Annotated in this window: 14 protein-coding genes and 1 tRNA gene; 7 read left to right on the top strand and 8 right to left on the bottom strand. The window is 68.4% G+C overall.

What is annotated here, in order from left to right; genetic code table 11:
• Positions 1-12: 12 nt before the first annotated feature.
• From RZO50_RS02905 to RZO50_RS02890, 4 genes are all read right to left on the bottom strand, one after another.
• On the bottom strand, positions 13-1,818 hold the full coding sequence (locus RZO50_RS02905; RefSeq protein WP_322598195.1) for an adenine deaminase C-terminal domain-containing protein: 1,806 nt from the start codon (positions 1,816-1,818) through the stop codon (positions 13-15).
• 106 nt (positions 1,819-1,924) lie between these two features.
• The gene (gene add / locus RZO50_RS02900; protein ID WP_322598194.1) at positions 1,925-3,028 is read right to left on the bottom strand and encodes an adenosine deaminase; all 1,104 of its coding nucleotides are present in this window, start codon (positions 3,026-3,028) and stop codon (positions 1,925-1,927) included.
• A 192-nt stretch (positions 3,029-3,220) separates the two neighbouring features.
• Positions 3,221-3,973, bottom strand: coding sequence for a GntR family transcriptional regulator (locus tag RZO50_RS02895; protein ID WP_322598193.1), 753 nt, complete (start codon positions 3,971-3,973; stop codon positions 3,221-3,223).
• Positions 3,970-4,446, bottom strand: coding sequence for a PPC domain-containing DNA-binding protein (locus RZO50_RS02890; RefSeq protein WP_322598192.1), 477 nt, complete (start codon positions 4,444-4,446; stop codon positions 3,970-3,972). Before RZO50_RS02890 ends, RZO50_RS02895 begins: the two co-directional genes overlap by 4 nt.
• A gap of 230 nt (positions 4,447-4,676) precedes the next feature.
• On the opposite strand from RZO50_RS02890, the gene RZO50_RS02885 reads away from it, so the two are divergent.
• From RZO50_RS02885 to RZO50_RS02865, 5 genes are read left to right on the top strand one after another with little or no spacing between them, the layout of a single operon-like run.
• Positions 4,677-5,882: an amidohydrolase family protein gene (locus tag RZO50_RS02885; protein ID WP_322598191.1), complete on the top strand. Its 1,206-nt coding sequence runs from the start codon at positions 4,677-4,679 to the stop codon at positions 5,880-5,882.
• Between the two features lie 41 nt (positions 5,883-5,923).
• On the top strand, positions 5,924-7,528 hold the full coding sequence (locus RZO50_RS02880; RefSeq protein WP_322598190.1) for an ABC transporter substrate-binding protein: 1,605 nt from the start codon (positions 5,924-5,926) through the stop codon (positions 7,526-7,528).
• A complete protein-coding gene (locus RZO50_RS02875; RefSeq protein ID WP_322598189.1) occupies positions 7,528-8,670 on the top strand; it encodes an ABC transporter permease in 1,143 nt (380 codons plus the stop codon). Before RZO50_RS02880 ends, RZO50_RS02875 begins: the two co-directional genes overlap by 1 nt.
• Positions 8,667-9,464, top strand: a complete 798-nt coding sequence (locus RZO50_RS02870; RefSeq protein WP_194384396.1) for an ABC transporter permease — start codon at positions 8,667-8,669, stop codon at positions 9,462-9,464. The genes RZO50_RS02875 and RZO50_RS02870 overlap by 4 nt, the downstream gene beginning before the upstream one ends.
• Positions 9,461-11,080, top strand: coding sequence for an ABC transporter ATP-binding protein (locus RZO50_RS02865; protein WP_322598188.1), 1,620 nt, complete (start codon positions 9,461-9,463; stop codon positions 11,078-11,080). The genes RZO50_RS02870 and RZO50_RS02865 overlap by 4 nt, the downstream gene beginning before the upstream one ends.
• A gap of 86 nt (positions 11,081-11,166) precedes the next feature.
• On the opposite strand, the gene RZO50_RS02860 is transcribed toward RZO50_RS02865, so the two are convergent.
• Complete coding sequence (locus RZO50_RS02860) at positions 11,167-12,117, bottom strand: L-lactate dehydrogenase (RefSeq protein WP_322598187.1); 951 nt, start codon at positions 12,115-12,117, stop codon at positions 11,167-11,169.
• Between the two features lie 136 nt (positions 12,118-12,253).
• On the opposite strand from RZO50_RS02860, the gene RZO50_RS02855 reads away from it, so the two are divergent.
• A tRNA-Ser gene (locus RZO50_RS02855) sits at positions 12,254-12,343 on the top strand.
• An 85-nt stretch (positions 12,344-12,428) separates the two neighbouring features.
• On the opposite strand, the gene RZO50_RS02850 is transcribed toward RZO50_RS02855, so the two are convergent.
• The 3 genes from RZO50_RS02850 to RZO50_RS02840 form a co-directional block, all read right to left on the bottom strand.
• Positions 12,429-13,697 (bottom strand): hypothetical protein, encoded by a 1,269-nt coding sequence (locus tag RZO50_RS02850; protein WP_322598186.1) that lies wholly within the window; start codon positions 13,695-13,697, stop codon positions 12,429-12,431.
• 129 nt (positions 13,698-13,826) lie between these two features.
• On the bottom strand, positions 13,827-14,930 hold the full coding sequence (locus tag RZO50_RS02845; RefSeq protein ID WP_322598731.1) for a fatty acid desaturase family protein: 1,104 nt from the start codon (positions 14,928-14,930) through the stop codon (positions 13,827-13,829).
• 158 nt (positions 14,931-15,088) lie between these two features.
• Entirely contained in the window at positions 15,089-15,292 is a 204-nt protein-coding gene (locus tag RZO50_RS02840; RefSeq protein WP_322598185.1) for a cold-shock protein, read from the bottom strand.
• A 605-nt stretch (positions 15,293-15,897) separates the two neighbouring features.
• Between RZO50_RS02840 and RZO50_RS02835 the strand changes: the two genes are divergently transcribed.
• Positions 15,898-20,976, top strand: a complete 5,079-nt coding sequence (locus tag RZO50_RS02835; RefSeq protein WP_322598184.1) for a metallophosphoesterase — start codon at positions 15,898-15,900, stop codon at positions 20,974-20,976.
• Positions 20,977-20,986: the final 10 nt, after the last annotated feature.

Raw genomic sequence — 20,986 nt, 5'->3', positions numbered from 1 at the left:
AGTCCTTCCTGGTCAGAGATGACGGTCGGCGTCGGCGTGACCGCACGCGTCGATGGGGCCGGGAAGCAGCACATCGACGACCTGTTGGGAGCGGGTGTCGATGAGGCCGCGTTCGGTCACACCGAGATCGGGTACGACGTAGAGTCCGACGAACGACAGGATCATGTAGGGCGAGCCGAGAGGGCAGCCGAGCGCGGCGGTCACGGCGTGCGCATGATCGAGGGCCGCGGCGGTCTGTTCGAACGGCGCATCGCTCATCATCCCGCCCACGGGAAGCGCCACGCGGGCCAGGACCTCGTCACCGTCGACGGTGACGAAACCACCGCCCATCGTGCGGATCTCCTCCACCGCACGCAGCATCGACGCGTCATCGGCGCCGACGACGGCGATGTTCATGTTCGGACAGTTCATCGAGATCGCGACGGCGCCGCGTCGCAGCCCGAACCCGCGGACGAACCCGACGCCGGCCAGGGGTTCGGCGTGGTGCCGGTCGATGACGGCGATCTTGAGGACATCCGTCTCGATGTCGCACTGCACGGCGCCGTCGGAGACGGCCAGGTCCGCCTCGAACGCCCGCTTGAAGTAGCCGTCGTACATCTCCATCGCCCGCACGCGTGCGCGCGGTCGGTCCGACCTCACGTGCAGCAGGTCGGGAGCGAGCGAGTCGGGCAGGTGGATCGTGTCGCGGGTCCACCCGGGAACGGCATCGTCGACGTCGAAGGCAGCTCGGCCGTCGCGGGCGACCACCGATCCCTCGACCATCACGGTGGACGGTCGCACCTCGGCGAGGTCGGGGATGACCTGCAGGTCGGCCAGCCGCGAAGGAGCGAGGAGCCCGAGAATCTGGTCGAGACGGTAATAGTGCGCCGGCTGAGCCGTCGCCATGCGGTAGGCCAGCACCGGATCGACACCGAACCGGATCGCCTGACGCACGTGATGGTCGATGTGGCCCTGCTCGCTCAGATCCAGCGCGTGCTTGTCGTCGGCGCAGAAGCACATGTGGCGCAACGCCGGGGCGATCGCCTCCAGATCGGCGAACAGGGGCACGGTGTTGTCGGCGAGGGAGGACCCCATGACGGTGATCATGGCGCCGAGGCGGGTGCGCTCGAGCACCTCGTCGATCGTCGCGGAGTTGTGGTCGTCACCCACTCCCGCGGCGAGATAGCTCCAGAGCGACTCGTGCGTCTGCGCGGCGGTGTGCCCGGTGATGCGGCGCCCTGCCACCAGCGCCTGACGGAACCGTGCCGTCGAGACGTCGCCGAGGTCGAACGGGTTCCCTTCGCCGAGCGTCGCGGTGACGTCGTCGTGAAGGCGCGCGAGCACCGTCTCTTCGGGGATCACCACCCCGCCGCGCTCGAGCGTGGTCGAGGCGGGCGTGGTGGGGGAGACCTGCTGGAAGATGTGGAACGGTGCGCGTGTCGTGAGCAGGTAGTCCATGCCCGCAGGCCCCCACACGTTCGCGGCCGCGTTGGGGTCGGTGAGCACGGTGGTCGTGCCCCGGGGCACGCTCACGCGGGCGAGCTGGCCGGGCGTGAGGTTTGTGTACTCGATGTGGAGATGCGCGTCGATGAAGCCGGGCGCCACCCACGCGCCCCGTGCATCGATCTCCTCGGCGGCCTCGGCGACGTGGCCCCACGGTGTCAAGGTCGCGATGTGTCGCCCGGCGATGAGCACGTCGCGTTCGAGCCACTCTTCGGTGCCGGGGGAGAGCACCCGTCCGCCGCGGACGATGACATCGGGCCGGTCGAGGCCGGCCGACACCGCGCGAAGGCGCACCAGCTCGGCCGTGGTGGGAAGCAGCTGCAGCCTGTCGGTCATGCGGCCTCCTCTCGTCGGGTGCGGGGACGGCCCTCATCCAGTCTGAGGGAAGACCGCCGCCATCGTGTCGCGGGGGGTCGACACGATGGCGACGGCCGGCTCGGGGTCACCGCAGCGTCGCGCTCACGCTCGACAGCTCGGTGGAAAGGTCGCGCTTGAGGTCGTCGTCGGCGAAGGACGCATCGATCGAGCGCTGGGCGAAGCCGACCATGTCGGACAGGTCGAATCCGAAACGCTCGGCGGTGACCGCCCAGTCGACGTCGAGGGTCGTGCCCATCGGCGCCGGATCGTCGGTGTTCAACGTCACGAGCACCCCGGCGTCGACGAGTCGCCTGATGGGGTGGCTCGTCCAGTCGGGGTAGATGCCGAGGGTCACGTTCGACCGCGGGCACACGCCCAGGCTGATGCGGTCCTCGATGAGTCGGGCGATGAGCGCGTCGTCCTCGATGGCTCGCACGCCGTGGTCGATGCGTTCGGCCTGGAGGAGATCGATCGCGTCCCACACGCCTTCCGGACCGCTGGACTCGCCCGCGTGCACGGTGCGGTGCAAGCCCGCGGCGGCCGCGGCGGTGAAAGCGTCGTGGAATTTCTCTCCGGTGCGGCCGGCGACCTTCTCGTCGCCGTCGACAGAGAGGGCCACGACGCGGGGCGGGCGCGCGCGAACGAGGCCGGCCACGATGTCCTCCGCTTCGCCGGCGCTCTGCGAGCGCAGCAGCGAGTAGGCGATGCTCACGCGGCACAGGCCGTCCTGTTCGGCCTCGTCCAGCCCGGCGGTCAATGCATCCAGCAGGGCATGTTCGCGCCCTCGCCATGCGTTCCAGTGGGTGGGGTTGACGATGACGTCGCTGTAGCGAACCCCTGCGGCGGTCTGGCGCGCGGCGAAGGCATAGGTGACACGTGCGGCCTGCGCCGGTGTGCGCACGAGTCCGCACTGCCAGTCGAGGAAGCGCAGGAACCCGGTCAGGCCTGCGGACCCGGCTCCGGATCCGCCGACGCCCGACGTGACCTCGGGGGCGATGTAGTCGGCGTGGGTAGAGATGTCGAACACGCTCGCGGCCGGTCCCGGCAAGGGGACGTCGTTCTCCTTCGCCAGGGTCAGGAGGTCGATGAGTGAGAACGTCCCCTCCAGATGCACATGCACCTCCGCCTTCGGCAGAGCGCGGATCTGCTGTTCGTCCACGCGAACGGCGGTGGCGGGCGGAGATGACATGACGACCTTTCCTTCAGCGATCACGACACTAGCCGAAGCCGCGCACTTGTCGACAAGTGCAAGGGGGTCAGGCTGATCAGATGTAACACGATGGAAACCCGACCCCGGAATCGCGGCAGTGGAGACAGGAGGGCGGCCGATCGGCTCGTGAACTTGTCTACAAGTAGCTCGAGGTGCCTCTCGTTGCGGCGATCAGCCCGCGTGCCACGGCGGGCGGACCGTGCGCACCACTGAGTACGCCGCCACGGCGGGGTTGTGGTATTCGAGGCTGTACATCAGCCGCCGACCGCTGGCTCCCACCCCGACGAGCTCGAAGGTCATCACCGGGGTGCCCTCCGGGAGCTCGAAGGTCGCCGCCATCGGCGCATCGAGGAGGGCCACCCCGGGGGTACTGACCTCCCAGATCACCGGCTCGCCCCACACGCGATGCGCGAGGTCGAAGATGGATTCGCCGTCGCGGGGTTCGACGTCGTCCTTCAGGGGGACGGCGTCGTCGGCGACCATCGCGACGGCCTCATCGGCGTGCCAGCGCTTGCGGGCGCACTGTGCGCGCGTGCTCGGGGGGAACTCCATGAGGGCGGCCGCCTGCGGTGGCAGGGTGGCCGTGGCAGCGCTCAGGACCTCGACGCTCGCACGGTAGCCGAGGCGGCTGAGGAGGTCGGTGTGCTCGAACTGCTCCTCCATCCGGACGCTCAGTCGAAGCGCGATCGGATCGACCGTCGTGACGGTGCCCTGTCGGCGACGGACGATTCCCTGCGCCTCGAGTGACGACATCGCGTTGCGCAGCTGCTGTCGCGTGCACCCGAGACGGGAGGTGAGTTCCAGTTCTCCGGGCAGCGGGGCCCCGCTGTCGGCGGCTTCCCGGACGAATCGCAGCAGCTCGTGCTGCACGCGGAGTGCGGCGCGGTCGCCCGCAGGGGCGGACAGGGGGATCGAGGTGGTCATGCGGTGGCCTCCGTCGTCTCGGAGAAGTCGAGAGTGGGAAGGCCCCAGGTCTGTTCCGAGGGTGTGCGCACCATCCGGGGCTGCAAGACCTCGTCGATCACGATCTCGACGACGTAGTGCGCCTCGGCGGTGAGGACATGGCCGGCGAAGGCGCGCGCGCCGGCGTCCTTGCGCCCCACCGCGAGGTGCACGTGCACGACGAGGTCGCCGTCCGCGTCGGATGTGACGGTGCCCGATCCGATCCCTTCCGTGTACGGGATGTGCACGCTCTCGGGCAACGGCGGTTCCGGGTCGGCGGAGGGTGACTGCGCCGCGATGAGCTCGACGGCGCGGAAGGCGCCGCTGAGGGTGACGATCACGCCCTGTGAGATCCTGTATCGGGTACAGGCGTCCGCGATCGACCCGATGAGGTCGTCTCCCGGTTCGAGAGAGACCGCGATGCGGCGGCCGGTCTGCAACGATGCGCTTCGCATCAATCCCCCTTCTTCGCCCCGACTTATCGACAAGAACGTCGAGCGAGACGCCACCAGCTTTCCTCATTCCCTGCAAATCCTGGGTTCATTGTTTGTTTCATACCTGTAAAACCTGTTGTGCCAGGGAACTTGTTGACCTTTCCGTGATTTTTCGTGGGTAGTGTGGCGACTCGTGTGCCGGAGGTCGGCACGAGGAGAGCGCCGTCGGACGGCACAGGAGAGGGGCCCGCGTGGCACAGACGGAGAAGCGGATCCCGGCGATCGCACTGTGGGACGGCGATTCCGACCGCGGCGTCCGTTCGCTCGCCTGGACCGGCGGGGCCATCTCGGAGGTCGGCGACCCGGTCGGCGACGCCGATGCCCGATACAGCGTGATTCCCGGACTGGTCGACACGCACGTGCACTTCGACTCCTACGCGGGTTCCGGCTCCGTGGACTGGATGACCTGGCCCCTCATCACTCCCGCTGAAGAGCGTTCGCTCCACGTGGTGGCGCACGCCCGACGCGCCGCGGCGGCCGGTGTCACGACGCTGCGCGATCTCGGTGGATCCAGCGTCCAGCTCGCCGCCGCGCGCGCCCTCGAGGCCGGGCTCATTCCCGGGCCCCGCATCCGTGTGCACTGCCCGGTCGGCATGACCGCGGGGCACGGCGATCTGTTCACCCCGCCCCACTACCCGCACCGCGCGCCGACCGCGGACTCGCCCGACGAGTGCCGCAAGCTCGTCCGACAGTGGGCCCGCTCGGGCACCGACGGCATCAAGATCTACACCAGCGGAGGCGTGCTGTCCGTGGGTGACAAGGTCGGCTGGCGCAACCAGACCGAGGCCGAGATCGCCGCGACCGTCGACGAGGCTCATGCGCTCGGAATGCTCGTCGCCGCCCACGCGCACAATGCCGAGGGAATCGATCTGGCCCTGAAATTCGAGGTCGATTCGATCGAGCACGGCACGGGCATCGAGGAACGCCATTGGGACACGCTCATCGAGCGCGACATCCCGGTCGCGCCGACCCTGCTGATCAATGACGCCATCGCCGAACGCCGATTCCCCGTCAGCGACGAGGCGTCCGAGAAGGCGCAGGCCGTCGTCGCCGAGCGCGACGCCAACTTCGTCGGCGCGGCCGCCGCCGGTGTGCGCTTCGTGCTGGGCACCGACGCGAACGGCGTCATGATCGCCTTCGGCGACCAGCTCGAAGAGATGCGCCTCATGCAGCGCAGCTTCGCCTGGAGCGCCGAGCGCACCCTCCGCGCGGGTACCGCAGACGCCGCCGATGCGATCCGGATGGGCGAGACCACCGGTCGCCTCCGGGCGGGTCTGGGCGCCGACTTCGTCGTCGTCCGCGGTCGCCCGTGGGAGGACATCGACACCCTGACCACCGAGAACATCGTGGCCGTCGTCGCCCGTGGTGAGCTCGTGGCCGGCTCTCTGCCGGACTGAGCACCACCCCTCCGCAGCCCCCCACTCCGAAGGAGAACCCTGTGATCACCCGACCCCGAACGACCCGTTGGGTCGTCGCGCCCGCCGGCATCGCCGTCGCGGCCGTCGCCCTGTCCGCTTGCGCCGGCGACACCGAAAGCTCCCCCACCCCCGCGGCCGACGTCGCGCAGGAGGTCGTCTTCGCCCTCAAGGAGGACGCCGGCTGCGTCGACCCGCAGCAGACCTCCGTCACCACGGCGCTGAACGTCGGCCGTCAGCTGACCGACTCGCTGCTGGACCAGGATCCTGAGACCGGTGAGATCGTGCCGTGGCTCGCCGAGAGCTGGGAGGTGAGCGACGACCTCACGTCCTACACCTTCACCCTGCGCGACGATGTGACCTTCAGCGACGACACCGCACTGACCAGCGAGGTCGTGGCCGCCAACTTCGACGCGATCATCGAGCTCGGCGGCTCCGCATCGCTCGCGGGAGCCTACCTCGAGGGCTACACCGGCACCGAGGTCATCAGCGACACCGAGTTCACGGTGTCCTTCGACACCCCGAACGTCGCGTTCCTGCAGGGCGCGACGACCATGTCGCTCGGCATCCTGTCGGAGGCGTCGGCGACCGCGACGGCCGAAGAGCGCTGCGCCGCCCCGGTCGGCTCCGGACCGTTCGTGCTCGACTCCTACGTCGCCAACGACTCGATCGTCATCGACCGCCGCGAGGGCTACGACTGGCCGTCGGAGCTGCGCGGGCACGAGGGCGAGGCCTACCTCGAGACGGTCACCTTCCCGATCATCACCGAGGCGAGCGTGCGCACGGGCGGACTGTCCTCGGGCGAGTACGACGTCATCCAGGACCTGCCCTACATCGACGAGGCCCGCTACACCACCGACGAGTTCAACCTGTACGCCAAGGCGAACCCCGGTGTGCCCAACGGCTTCGTGGTCAACACCGAGCAGGGGCTCATGGGCGACGAGGTCGTCCGCCAGGCGATGACCAAGGGCATCGACCGCGAGCAGATCAATGTCATCGCCGGATCGGTCAGCGGATCGGCGCCGACGAGCGTGCTCACCTCGTCGACCCCCGGCTACACCGACCTCGGCGACACGTTGGCCTACGACCCCGAGGGTGCGACCGAGCTTCTCGAGGCCGACGGCTGGGAGATGGGATCCGACGGGATCTACGAGCGTGACGGGCAGCCGCTGACCGTCACGGTCACCGCCTTCTACGCGCAGGACGTGCTCGAGGCGACCCAGCAGCAGCTGCGAGAGGTCGGCATCGATCTGCAGCTGAACATGGTCACCGCCGGTGACTTCTTCGGAGCCATCGCCACGGGCGACTACGAGATGCTCGGTGCGGGTCTGACCCGAACCGACCCCGACGTGCTGCGCGTGCTGCTGTCGGTCGATTCGCCTTCTCGATGGGGCATCGTCGAGGACGCCGAACTCGAGGCGCTCCTGCAGGAGCAGCGTGAGACGGCCGACGCCGACGCTCGCCAGGAGATCGTCGACGAGATCCAGCAGATCGTCGCCGAACGCGCGTACGTCATGCCGACGCTCGAGACCGTTCAGCTGCACGCCTCGCGTGCGGGTGTCGAGGGCATCACCTTCGACTCGGCTTCGCGTCTGAACCTCTACGACGCCGTCGTCACCTCCGACTGATGGCATCGCCGGTGCAGCGCGTGGACGCGAAGGGCAGGAGAGCGAAGGCGGGGACCGCCGCACGGTTCCTGCTTCCCAAGATCGCTCAGGCTCTGTTCGTGGTGTGGGCTTCCTACACCGTGGCATTCCTGCTCATCCACGCGCTGCCCGGCGACCCTGTCCTGGCCGCCCTCGCCGTCCGTGGCGGGGACGCGACCACCACCGATCCCGAGGCGCTCGCCGAGCTGCGTGCCCGCTACGGCCTCGACGGGCCGCTGTGGCAGCAGTACCTCGTCGGGTTCTTCGGAATCTTCCGCGGCGACCTCGGCGTCTCCATCGCGACCGGCCTCCCGGTCACCGACACGATCCTCCGTGTCGCCGGTCCTACGGCGGCACTCGCCGGCTTCGCGCTCGTCGTCGGTTTCCTCATCGCCCTCGGCTTCACCGTCTGGGCCTACGTTGCACGCCCGGCTTGGGTGCGCAACGTCATCGTGCAGATCCCCCCGCTCGGAATCGCCATCCCGGCCTTCCTCACCGGCCTCGTGCTCATCACGGTCTTCTCGTTCGGACTGGGGTGGTTCCCCGCCTCCGGCGCGACCGGATTCGCCAGCGTGGTCCTGCCCGGCATCACCCTCGCCCTGCCGACGGCGGCCATCTTCTTCCAGGTCTTCTCCGCCGCGGTGTTCGACGCGGGGGCGAGCCCCTTCGTCTTCACCGCCAACGCCAAGGGGCTGTCGCAGTCCACGGTCGTCTTCCGGCACGTGCTCCGCAACGCGATGCTCCCCGCCATCACGATCATCGGCCTGCAGGTCGGGTACCTCGCCGGAGGCACCGCGGTGGTCGAGACCGTCTTCTCGCGCGACGGCATCGGTCGACTCACCGTCGATGCCGTCCTCGCCCGCGACATCAACGTGCTGATGGGCGTCGTGGTCGTGGTCGCGAGCGTCTACGCGGTGGTCACCCTCGTCGTCGACGCGCTCTACGGCGTGATCGATCCGCGCACGCGCACGCAGGTGGTCGGCGCGCGCCCGGCTGCCGAAGCGCCCGTCGACGGTGACCCTGTCGCCTCGACGTTCGGCGGCTCGGCCCCCGTCCCCGCGGCATTCGGCGGGCGCGCCGGTGATCCGGCGACGTCGGAGGATGAGACGGGGGCGCGCTCATGAGGATCCTCCGCTACCCCGGCATGGTCGTCTCGATCCTGCTCCTCGCCCTGACCGCGCTGGCCGTGGCAGCACCTGCACTCCTCGCCCCCTACGACCCGTACGAGTCGGTGGGTGCGATGCGGCTCGCACCGCCCAGCTGGGAGCACCTGTTCGGCACGGACCATCTCGCCCGCGATGTCTTCTCCCGCGTCGTCTACGGCGCCCGGCTGTCGCTGTCGGCCGCGGGGCTGGCGGTCGTCGCCGGCGTGACGCTCGGTGCGATCATCGGCCTGATCACCGGCTACCTGCGCGGTGTCGTCGATGCGGTCGTCATGCGCTTCGTCGACGTCGTGATCGCGATCCCCGGCATCCTCCTGGCCCTCATCGTGGTCGCCTCGCTCGGCTTCGGACCCGTCGCGGTGGGACTGGGCGTCGGCCTGGGGACCTCCGGGGCCTTCGCCCGCGTCATGCGCGCTCAGGTGATCCGGGTGCGTGCAGAGGAGTACATCGAAGCGGCGCGCACCCTGGGGGTGCGGGGGCCGACGATCCTCGTACGCCACGTGCTGCCGAATGCCGCCCGTCCGATCATCTCGATGGCCGCGCTCGAGCTCGCCGTCGCGATCCTCGCCGTTTCGGCGTTGAGCTTCCTCGGCTTCGGCGCGCAGCCGCCCGCACCGGAGTGGGGAGCGCTCGTCTCGGCGGGTCGTGACTTCGTGGCGATCGCGCCGTGGCTGAGCATCCTCCCGGGTGTGGTCATCTTGGTGGTCGTGCTCGCCGTGAACCGCATCGCCCGCTACATCGGAGGAGAGCGATGACCCCCGAACCTCTGCTCTCTGTCCGAGGCCTGCGCGTCGACTACGCGACACCCACCGGTGTGAATCCCGCTCTGCGGGGCGTCGATCTGGACATCGCCCGCGGCGAAGTCGTCGCGGTGGTCGGTGAATCCGGATCGGGCAAGAGCACCATCGCGCATGCGCTGGTGCGGCTTCTTCCGCAGGAGGCGACGATCGTCGGCGGCGACATCCGCTTCGACGACGTCGAGATCATGTCGCTGTCCCAGCGGGCTCTCCGTCGCGTCCGCGGCGCTCGGATCGGGTTCGTCCCGCAGGATCCTTCGCACAGCCTGAATCCCGTGCTGCGCATCGGCGAGCAGATCGCCGAGGTCATTCGTCGTCACGGGGGTCTCACGCCGCCCGCCGCCGCGGCACGGGCGATCGAGATCCTCGATGAGGTCGGCGTGCCCGAACCCGCCCAGCGTGCCCGGCAGTACCCGCACGAGCTCTCCGGCGGTCTTCGGCAGCGGGTGCTCATCGGCATCGCGTGGGCGTGCAACCCCGAGCTCGTCATCGCCGACGAACCCACCAGCGCCCTGGATGCCACCGTGCAGCGGCACGTGCTGGACCGCATGCAGAAGATGCGCGAGGCGCACGGCACGTCGGTGCTGCTGGTCACCCATGACCTCGGGGTCGCCGCCGACCGTGCGGACCGGATCGTCGTGGTCAACAAGGGGGAGATCGTCGAGCGCGGCACCTCCGCTGAGGTCCTCGCCGACCCGACCCACGAGTACACCCGTCGCCTCGTCGCCGCCGCTCCCGGCCTGCGCAGTCACCGGCTCGAGCCGACATCGGGCGCCCGACGGGCGGCCGATGCGGTGGAGCCGTTCCTGCGCGTGGCGGGACTGTCGAAGACGTACGGATCGTCGGCCGCTCCGATCGTCGCCGCCGACGCTCTGGACTTCTCCATCGCGCGGGGAACGACCTTCGCGATCGTCGGCGAGTCCGGGTCGGGCAAGAGCACGACGGCGCGCATGGTCGCGAGGATCGTGGATGCGGATGCCGGGACGGTGCTCTTCGACGGGGCCGACATCACCCGGCTGCGGGGCGCGGCGCTTCGACAGCTGCGCCGTCGTCTGCAGGTCGTCTACCAGAACCCCTTCGGCTCCCTCGACCCGCGCATGAAGATCGGGGCGATCATCGACGAGCCGCTCCGTGCGTTCGGGATGGGATCGCGTGCTCAACGCGCAACCGCCGTGCGTGATCTCATGGCCGACGTGCGACTCGACCCCGCCCTCGCCGACCGGCGGCCCGCCCAGCTCTCGGGCGGTCAGCGTCAGCGGGTCGCGATCGCGCGGGCCCTCGCCCTGCGGCCCGAGATGATCATCCTCGACGAGCCGGTCTCGGCGCTCGATGTCTCGGTGCAGGAGCAGGTGCTGCAGCTGCTGGTGGATCTGCAAGCCGAGCACGGTCTGACGTACCTGTTCATCTCGCACGACCTCGGCGTCATCCGGCAGATCTCCGACGAGGTCGCGGTGATGCGTCGCGGGGTCATCCTCGAGCAGGGCACGGCGGAGCACATCTTCGCCGATCCCCGGCACGACTACACCCGTGAGCTGCTGAGCGCGATCCCCGGCGGCGGGGTCTCCGCGGGCTGAGGGCGGTCAGCGCCACGAGGAGCACCGGATGCCGCACCGCCGGCGGGAGTGCAGACCTCGTCGCGGCACGGCATCCGGGAGTGTGATCAGCGCAGCGACGACGCCACGTCGCGAAGCGCGTCGGCGGAACGGTGGAACAGCTCGAGTTCGTTCGGTGCGAAGGTCGTCTCTCGGATGGGGCGCGCACCGGATGCGCTCACGACGGACGGAACCGACAGGGCGACCCCGTCGACGCCGTGGAAGTCGTGCAGGACGGGGGAGACGGGCATGACGGCGTGCTCGTCGTTGAGGATCGCCTCGACGATGCGGGCGCTGGACAGGCCGATGGCGTAGTTGGTGGCGCCCTTGCCCTGGATCACCTTGTAGGCGGCGTTTCGCACGTCGTCGGCGATCTGGTCGAGTTCGTCGACGGTCATCTTGTCGCCACGAGGGGTGACCCAGTCGAGGATCGGCACCGTGCCGATGGTGGCCTTCGACCACAGCGGGAACTCGGTGTCACCGTGCTCGCCGACGATATAGGCGTGGACGCTCGACCGCGAGACCCCCGCGCGCTCGGCGAGCTTCCAGCGCAGGCGCGAGGTGTCGAGAACGGTGCCGGAGGCGAACAAGCGCTCGGACGGGAGCCCCGTGGACTCCTGCGCGAGCACCGTGAGCACGTCGCACGGGTTGGTGACGACGACGTAGACGGCGTCGGGGGCGACCTCGAGCAGCTGCGGCATCATCTTCTGCATGATCCCGGCGTTCACGCCGGCGAGCTCGATGCGCGTCTGGCCGGGGTTCTGCTTGGCGCCCGCGGTGATCACGACGACCTGGGAGCCCTCGACCACGGAGACGTCGTCGGAGCCGACGATGTCGCTCGAGCCGGTGAACTGCGTGCCGTGGGCGAGGTCGAGCACTTCCGCTTCGACCTTGGCGGCGTTGATGTCGTAGAGGGCGACGTGTCGGGCGGACCCTCGGATGAGGGCCGCGTAGGCCGTGCTCGCACCGACGCTGCCCGCGCCGACGACGGTGAGTTTCGAGTTCTCGATCACGCTCATGAGGCCAGTATGGCGGGGCTCGGTGAGCGGTGGGGAGGGGGTCTCCCGACATCGAAGCAAGCCGTCGTCGCCCGCCCGACCGGTCGCTCGCCCGCTCGATTGGCCAGTGAGGTGAACCTGTCGTAAACTGGTCGGCGGTGACGTGTCCGAGCGGCCGAAGGTGCAACACTCGAAATGTTGTGTAGGTTCACCCCTACCGTGGGTTCAAATCCCACCGTCACCGCCATGTGAGACCCCCGCAGATCCCCTGAAAAAACGGGGATCGCGGGGGTTTCTCGCTGCGGTGGGGCGGGGTGTCCGCCGCGCGCGGCTCACGCGGCGGGCGGTTCCGATGCAGCATCCAGGATGACCGCACGCGTTCGCTCCAACGCGTCGGGCCAGACGAAGTGCCCGAAGGTGTCGTTCGCGAAGAAGGTGACCCCCTCCGCGCGGTGACCGAGGTCCGCGTACACCTCGTGCTGGAACAGGAAGGTTCGGCGGTCATCGAGGTAGGTGCGATACCAGTACCAGGGATCGACGAAGTCGAACGAGAAGAGCACGCGCGGTGCACCGCGGCCGGCGATGTCGCGTCCGCGGAGCCCGAAACGGCTGAGCAGGTTCGGGGCCATCTGGGTGCGCTCCACGAGGACCGCGAAGTTGCACACCATGATCGCGTCGAGCAGATAGTAGTTCTCGCGGCTCATCGCCCACGCACGGTCTTCGACGTCGGCGGGCCAGTAGCTGTCCATCCAGTAGATGAGCTTCTCGGCCATGTGCTCTCGCATCTGCACGAAGAACCTCGTGATGCCGGTTCGTCGCTCGAGGGTGGGTTCCGGTGCATGCGCAGGGTCCCAGAACCCGAGGAGGCCGAATTGGTTCCCGAGGAAGATCCCGTCCAGTCCGAAGTCGCGCACGAAGGCCGCCGACTGCGCAGCGACGAAATCGCCGGTGATGAGCCCCTCGGTGATGCCGTGCGGGAACGCCGCATACGCACGCGAGTCCGCCGTCAGCGTGGAGGTCACGTCGATGACGCCCTGGGCGATGTTTCCACCGGCATCCGCCTGCCCGCGCGCGCCTTCGGGGTGCAGATGCGTCTTCCACTCACTGCGGCAGAACTCGGGTCCGGGCTCGAGGTACTCGAGAAGCGTGAGATCGATGCCGCGGTCGGCGGCGGCGCCCCGGAGAGCCGCGTAGATGCCGGCGAGTGTGCGATAGTCCAGCGTTTCGTCGCTGAGCAGGAACATGGGGCCGGCCGAGTACGGATTGTGCGACCTCTCGCCGCCCTCGCGCACTCGGGAGAGCCATGCGTGGTTGTGGGTGTGGTGCCCGACGTCCTCGCCGGCGTAGCAGTTGTAGCGCGCCCAGTCGAAGGTGTCGTCCCACGCGTCGGATCCTCGATAGGCGAGGATGTGATCTCCGTTCCCTGCGCAGAAGTTGAGCGTGAGGCGGTCTCCGCGGCCCGCCCATCCGGCGTAGTGGTCGAAGAAGGCTTCGGCAGCCTCGGTGGGATGGCGCAGGGAGGCGAAGATCTTGGGGGTCAGCCACAGGCAGACCTCGCGGGAGGCCGCCACCGTGCGCGCGTGTGCCGCGGAATCCGACATCGTCGTCCTTTCTCGCCCTGGCCGCACCGAGAACCAGGCGGTAAGCGTTTACCCTATCGTGATCGGGGTGACGGTCGTCTGCCGGCCAGGGAAGCGGACCCTGGCCGACCCATGTTCCCGCCTCCTCGGTCACGCCCTCCGATAGGTCGCGGAGACGGGGCAGTCGAACGGATCGCGAGCGGCGAGTCCGACGCGGTTGAGATAGGCGATGACGATGCCGTAGGAGCGCCACAGCGTCGTCTCGGTGTACGGGACACCCAGCGTGCGGCAGTGCTCGCGCACGATGCTGCGAGCCCGAGACAAGTGTGGGCGGGGCATGTTCGGGAACAGGTGATGCTCGACCTGGTAGTTCAGGCCGCCCATCAGCCAGGTCGCCCACCAACCGCCTGAGACGTTCCTCGAGGTGCGGACCTGCTTGCTGAAGAAGTCGAGCCTGGCGTCGGGAGCGATCACCGGCATCCCTTTGTGGTTCGGGGCGAAGGATGCGCCCATGTAGACGCCGAACACCGCCAGCTGCACCCCGATGAAGGCGAACGCCATTCCCAGGGGCAGGACCATGAAGATCGGCGTCCAGATCAGGGCGAAGCGGGCCACGAGCAGGACGATCTCCCACGTGCGGTCCTTGACGGGGTCGCGGCGGACGACGTGACGGAACGCGAGCGCGTGGAGGTTGAGTCCCTCGAGTGTGAGCAGGGGGAAGAACAGCCATCCCTGCCGGCGGGTGATCGCGCGGCGGAGGCCGCGGGCCGTGGCCGCGTCGGCGTCGAGGAACGAGATGGTGTCGATGTCGATGTCAGGATCTTTGCCGACCCGGTTCGGGTTGGAGTGGTGGCGGGTGTGCTTGGTCGACCACCACGAGTAGCTCATGCCGACAACGCCGTTGCCGAGGATGAGCGCGAGCTTGTCGTTCGCGGGCCCCGAGGCCAGGATCTGGCGATGCGCCGCCTCGTGGGCGAGAAACGCGACCTGGGTGAAGAGGATTCCGAGAGCGCCTGCGATCAGCAGCTGGAACCAGCTGTCGCCGAGAAGGATGAACCCGGCGACGCAGCCCGCGAACGCGAGGGCCAGCGCTCCGCCGACGAGGAGGTAGAACCAGCGGGTGCGTTGGAGGAGGCCGCTTTCGCGGACGACCTGTGAGATGTCGGTGTAGGCGCGGGCGATCGGGGGGAAGTCTTCGGTGCGCGCGTAGGTCTGTCGGATAGGGCCCAGGCGGGCCTCGACGGTGGAGGAGATGTTCCTACCTGTGTTTCGATCGGGACCATGTCGGCCGATGAAGCCAACGGCAGTCGCCGATCGCTGAGAGCCACGCTACGGGGTTTCGTATCCGCGTAGCGGCATGCGCCACGACTCCCAGGTGCCGGTCAGGGACCCGCCGGCACCCGGGCCGTGTCTCAGATGACGCGGATGTTCGCGGCCTGCATGCCCTTGGGGCCACGCTCGGCGTCGAACTCGACCTTCTGCGCTTCCTCGAGGTCCTTGAAGCCGTTTCCGGCGATCGCGCTGTAGTGCGCGAAGAGATCGGCGGAGCCGTCGTCGGGGGCGATGAAGCCGTATCCCTTGTCGGCGTTGAACCATTTCACGGTGCCAGTGGCCATCGTGTTTTTCCTTTTCATGAGTCGGCCGCGGGAGCGGACGAGGGTGGGCGGCCTCCGGGTGAGGCCGCGACGGGTGGGGGATGTGACCGCCGGTCGGGTCTGTGGAGCGCCGGCGGCGTCGACGGCGGCGCGGGCCCGGGCGGATGTCGCGTAGGTGCCGAGGTTCTCGCCCCGCGCGCTGTGCGCTTCGAACACGCCGTTCGTCTCGGCGACGAACCCGGCGTACTCACCGCCCACGGTGGCGACGTGGACGTCGTGGTCTGCCTGCGCCCATCGAAGGGGCGGTTGGATGGACGTGGGGACAGAGGCCGCAGACGCGGCTGATGAAGAAGACAAGGGAACTTTCGAAGAGTGCGACAATCCGGACTCGAAGGTCCGAGGAGATGACGTCAACCTGCGCTGGTGCGTCGTGCGTGTCGCGAGAACAAGAAGAGAGGCCCGAACGGGCCCCTCAAGCCTAGCAGTCCCTGCTGCGCGTGGGGTCTAGCACCTCGAGGTGACCTGCCGCTTCATCATTTGGCCACGGCCGCGGAACCTGTCGTTCAGGCGAACGAGCCGATTGCGCCATAGCGTCACGCTGTTCCCCGACCTTGAGGTGTCCCGCCGTGCACGAATCGCGCCGTTCCCTGTCCATCGTCGCTGCGTGGGTCACCGCGACCGCCGTCGTCGTCTCCCCGCTCGTGATCGCCACCTCGGCCACCGCGCAGACGACACCGAGTTCTGTGATCGTCACCGAACTCGTCGCCGACAACGTCGGATACGACCACTACGAATACGTCGAGATCCACAACACCACCGGGGGCGTCCTCGATCTCGCCGCCTCCGGATTCACCTTCGCGTACTCCTACGGCGACGCCGTCGATGCACGCACGGTGCCGCTGGAGGTCGAGCCGCTCGTGCTCGACGTCGACGAGACGGCGATCCTGTGGGTGAGCTATCAGACGAGCACGGTCGACTCCTTCGCCCGTACGGTCGATGACTTCAGGACCTACCACTCCGTGGCGCCGGAGACGCAGGTCGTGCGCGCGACCGGTCAGGCGGGCATGGCCAATGGTGGCGACCGAGGCATCCAGGTGCGGCAGCAGGGCGTCGTCACCTCCTGGTCGCATGCTCCGGCAGGCTCATTCGGCGCCGATGACGCGGTCCACTTCCGGCTGCCGGCCGACGAGGCGGACCTCGGGCTGGACGTCCTGTCACAGAACGCGCAGCGGTCCCCGGGCTTCGTGGCACAGGAAGCGCTCGAGGGCGCGGGGTCCGAGCCCACTCCCATGCCGGCGCCCGGCGGGACGGACGCGGCCGCGTGGCCCCTCATCGTCACCGAGATCGCACCCGACAACACGGGTGTCGACAACTTCGAGTACTTCGAAGTTCACAACCCCACGGATGACGCGATCGATCTCACCGCGGAGGGCATCACTTTCTCCTACATCTACGTCGACTCGGCGGATCGCACCCGAGACGTGGCGCTCACGGTCGAGGAGTCGACGACGATCGCGGCCGGTGAGACGGTGGTCTTCTGGCTCAGCTACACCGCGACCGGGATCGATTCGTACGCCCACACGATCGACGAGTTCCGCGCCGCCTGGTCGGCACCGACCGAGGCCCGCGTCGTGCGCGTGACCGGCCAGTCGGGGATGGCGAACTCCGCCCCGCGCGGGATCCGGGTGCTGAAGGGAGATGAGATCGTTGGCTGGTCGACCTACGGTCGCACCGCGACGGCACCCCACCAGACCGCCCACTTCCGCATCCCGGCCGACACCTCCGAGCGGGGAATGGATCTGCTGGCCGACCCTGCGGCGCCGAGCCCGGGAACCGTGGCCCCGGAGGCCTTGACCTTCCCCGCCTTCGACCCCCAGCCCGACGACTCGGTGGTGACGGCGCCGCTGCAGATCACCGAACTGCTCCCGGACTCCTCGAACGTGGGCGGATCCGACGGGTACGAGTTCATCGAGGTCTACAACGCCACGAGCGCCCCGATCGACTTCTCCGACTACTCGATCAACTATCTCTACCCCGACACCGGATCGTCGCTGCTCTGGCCCGCGGTGCCCGCCGACGTCGTGATCGACGGGGGCGAGACGCTCACGTTCTGGATCAAGAACGGTCCCAACGATGCGCTGACCGCGGCGGACTTCAACGCGAAATTCGGGACAGACCTCGTTCTGGGCGAGTCGCTCGTGGAGATCGACGCTGCCGGGATGGCGAACGGCTCGGCGCGTGGCGTCGAGGTCGTGACGAACACCGGCTACACGGTCAGTCGTGCCTTCTACAACGTGACCGCCGACAGCACCGGCAGCATCCGCGACGACGTGCACGCCGACCAGGGCATCCGGTACACCCCGAGCGATGACGACCTGACCGCTCAGCGCCTGATCGACTGGCAGCCGGCCACTCCCGGTGCCGTGCAGCGGGACCAGGTGCCCGCGGGACTCATGATCACGGCTCCGGATGAGTCCGCCCCGGTCATCACCGATCTGACCGCAGACGAGATCGCCGCCGAGGGCGACTTCGCCATCTCGTTCCGGATTCTCGACGACGTGCAGCCGCGTACGGCGACGTTGACCCTCGCCAACAGCGCCGATGAGCAGACGCGAACGTTCAATCTCACGGACGCCGGCGACGGCGTCTTCCGGCACATCGTCAGCGCCGCCGATCTCATGGGCAAGCGGTGGTACGAGTACTCGCTGTCGGTCACCGACGGGACGAACGCTGCGGCGACGGACACGCGCCGCGTCGCGCTCGCCGGCATCGACACCTCCCCGGTGCGACTCAACCTCGTCGACGGTCAGTTCGTCGGCGGCACCGTCGACATCGTCGCCGCGCGCGATCGCGCCACGACTCCGATCGACCTTGCGATCGACGCCCAGAGCGTCGAGACGATCGCGAGCCTCGAGTCGCAGCCGCTCTTCGTGTTCGAAGCGACGAACGTCAACTACTACTTCAAGAACGGCGTTCGCGTCGGCGGAACGCCCGACGGCGACATCCTGAGCATCTTCGACACCGGGACGAGCGGCTGGGAGACGATCGTCACGACGGTCCCGCTGGAGTACATCGCTGAGAACGAGGAGCTCGTGCTCAGCGTGTGGGCGGGGTCCAAGAAGGCGCCCGAGATCGACCACCTCGAGAACAACGACAACTTCGACATCCGAGGTCTGCGTCTCGTCCTCCCCGACGGGCGCACCATCACCCCGGCCGGCTACGACGACCCCACACGGGTGATCGGCATGGGCGACAACGACGCAAACCCCGACGCGAACACCCTGTACGACTTCTACGATGCTCGTTTCCTCCTGCCGGACGACGCGTTCGGTGCTCAGGCCTACGCCTGGGACACCACCATGCACTCCGATGGCGAGGTGACGATCACCGCCACCGACGGCACCGACACCGCCACGCGCTCGGTGATGGTCGACAACACGGCACCGGTGGCCGACATCACGATCGTCGACCAGGCGCAGCGCGGCGAGGATTCGGCTCTGCAGGGGAAGATCGACGTCACCGCGCGAGTCACGGATGCCGGGTCGGGGGCCGAATCCGTGACCGCGACCCTCGATGAGGCGGAGGTGTCTGTGACCGAGGACGCTCCCGGGGCATACTCCTTCGCCACGTCGTCGGTCGACCTCGAGGCGGGTGTGCACGAGATCGTCGTCACCGCAGTCGATGCCCTCGGCAACACGTCGACGACCACTGCCTCGTTCGAGACCTACCTCGAACAGCCCTCTGCGGGTGCGCTCGCGCCCCTCGAGGGCGACGAGGTCCACGCCGGAGAGGTGACCCTGCAGGCCAGGGTCGAAGATCCGAGCGGTGACCTTCTCGACGTGTCCTTCCGCGAGGGGCGCCGCATCGACCTCGCGGACGGCGACATCGAGGTGCAGTCCGGCACGGTGAATGACGCGCGCTCCCTCGAGCGCGACGAGGTCGCGGTGCTGACGGATGCGCAGGTGCGCGCGTTCGCTGACGTGGACGGCGTCTCGGAGGATGTCTCCAGTACCGCCGAGTTCCCCTTCCAGCTCTTCGATGTCGCCGCGGGAGAGACCGCGGCCGGAGCACAGGTGCGCTCGACCTGGTCGGGTCGTGCCGATACCGGTGCGAGCGTCATCTTCTACGTGCAGCGCGCCGACGCGTCGGGATGGGACGAGGTCGACCGTCACACGGCAACCGCCGATGACGAATCGTTCACGCTGAACGCGGTCGTCGATGTCGACGCCTATGCGGTGGACGGCGTGGTGCGGATGCTGGTTCAGCACTCGGAGGGATTCGCGGGCGAAGATCTCAGCGACCGCACCGATGAGGTCACCCCGCACCATGCCGATGACGTGCCCCGTTCGGAGTACGACTTCACACTCGCGTGGGAGAGCGACACGCAGTACTACAACGAGAACACCGTCTCGGAGAACGCGTTGCGCCACCAGAGCGCCATCCACGACTACCTTCTCGATCGGCGCGACGAGCTCAACCTTCAGTATCTGTTCCACACCGGCGACATCGTCGATGACTGGGATCAGCTGTACCAGTGGCAGAACGCCGATCCCGAGTATCAGAAGCTGGATGACGCCGGGTTGCCCTACGGTGTGCTGGCCGGCAATCACGACGTCGGCAACGAGCTGCAGGACTACACCAACTACGGGGCGTATTTCGGTGCCGACCGGTTCGCGGCGAATCCCTGGTTCGGTGGGGACTACGAGAACAACCGCGGGCACTACGATCTGATCTCCGCCGGAGGCATCGACTTCGTCATGCTCTACACCGGATGGCTGCCCGATGACGCGTCGATCGCGTGGATGAACGACGTGCTCGCGCAGTACCCCGACCGCGTGGCCGTCCTCGCGCAGCACGAGTTCATCCTCACGACCGGCGGGCTCGGGGCGATCCCGCAGCGTGTGCTCGACGAGGTCGTGGCGCCCAACCCGAACGTGCGCATGGTGTTCTCCGGTCACTACCACGACGCGTTCACGCGCACGGATTCGTTCGACGACGATGGTGACGGCGTCGACGACCGCACGGTGTACTCGATGCTGTTCGACTACCAGGGACTTCCTGAGGGCGGACTCGGCTATCTTCGTCTGCTGCACTTCGACAACGAGGGTGAGCGGATGCTCGTTCGCACCTATTCGCCGTCGCTCGACGACTACAACTCCGACGATGCGTCGCTTGCTGATGCCCCGCAGGAGTTCGAGATCACCTACGAGCAGCTCGGCATCGATCCGGGGGTTCGTACCCTGTCCACGGACGCCTTCTCGGCCGAGATCCTCGATGCGACCGAGATCGCGAACTTCGAAGATGTGCCCAGCGGGAGCATCCTCTCGGCCACGTGGTCGCTCGCCGACATCGGTGAGCGCGGATGGTACGTGCGTACCTCCGACTCCTACGGCGGCATCGACCTGTCGCCGGTGACCTTGTTCCAGGTGCTGCCCGCCGTCGAGCCGGAGCCCGAGCCGGAGCCGGAGCCCGAGCCGGAGCCCGAGCCAGGGCAGGGCACTCCGGGCGATGGTGGCTCCCCGGAGGCTGATTCCGGCAGTGACGTCGGCGGGGGCGGCTCGCCTGCGTCGGCCGGGGGGTCGCTTCCGGCGACCGGCGCCGACGGCGCCGGGACGCTGCCGTGGCTCGCTGCTGCCGGCGCGCTGATCACCGCGGGCGCGGCGGCCCTCCTGGTCGCAGCGCGACGTCGACGTCGTCTCGGCTGAAACGGGGGCC

Origin of the sequence: Microbacterium xanthum (assembly GCF_034531355.1) — a bacterium.
In the GTDB taxonomy this organism is placed as follows: Bacteria; Actinomycetota; Actinomycetes; order Actinomycetales; family Microbacteriaceae; genus Microbacterium; species Microbacterium xanthum.
The sequence above is the reverse complement of the archived record's forward strand: the minus strand, read 5'-3'. Positions and strand labels throughout refer to the sequence as shown.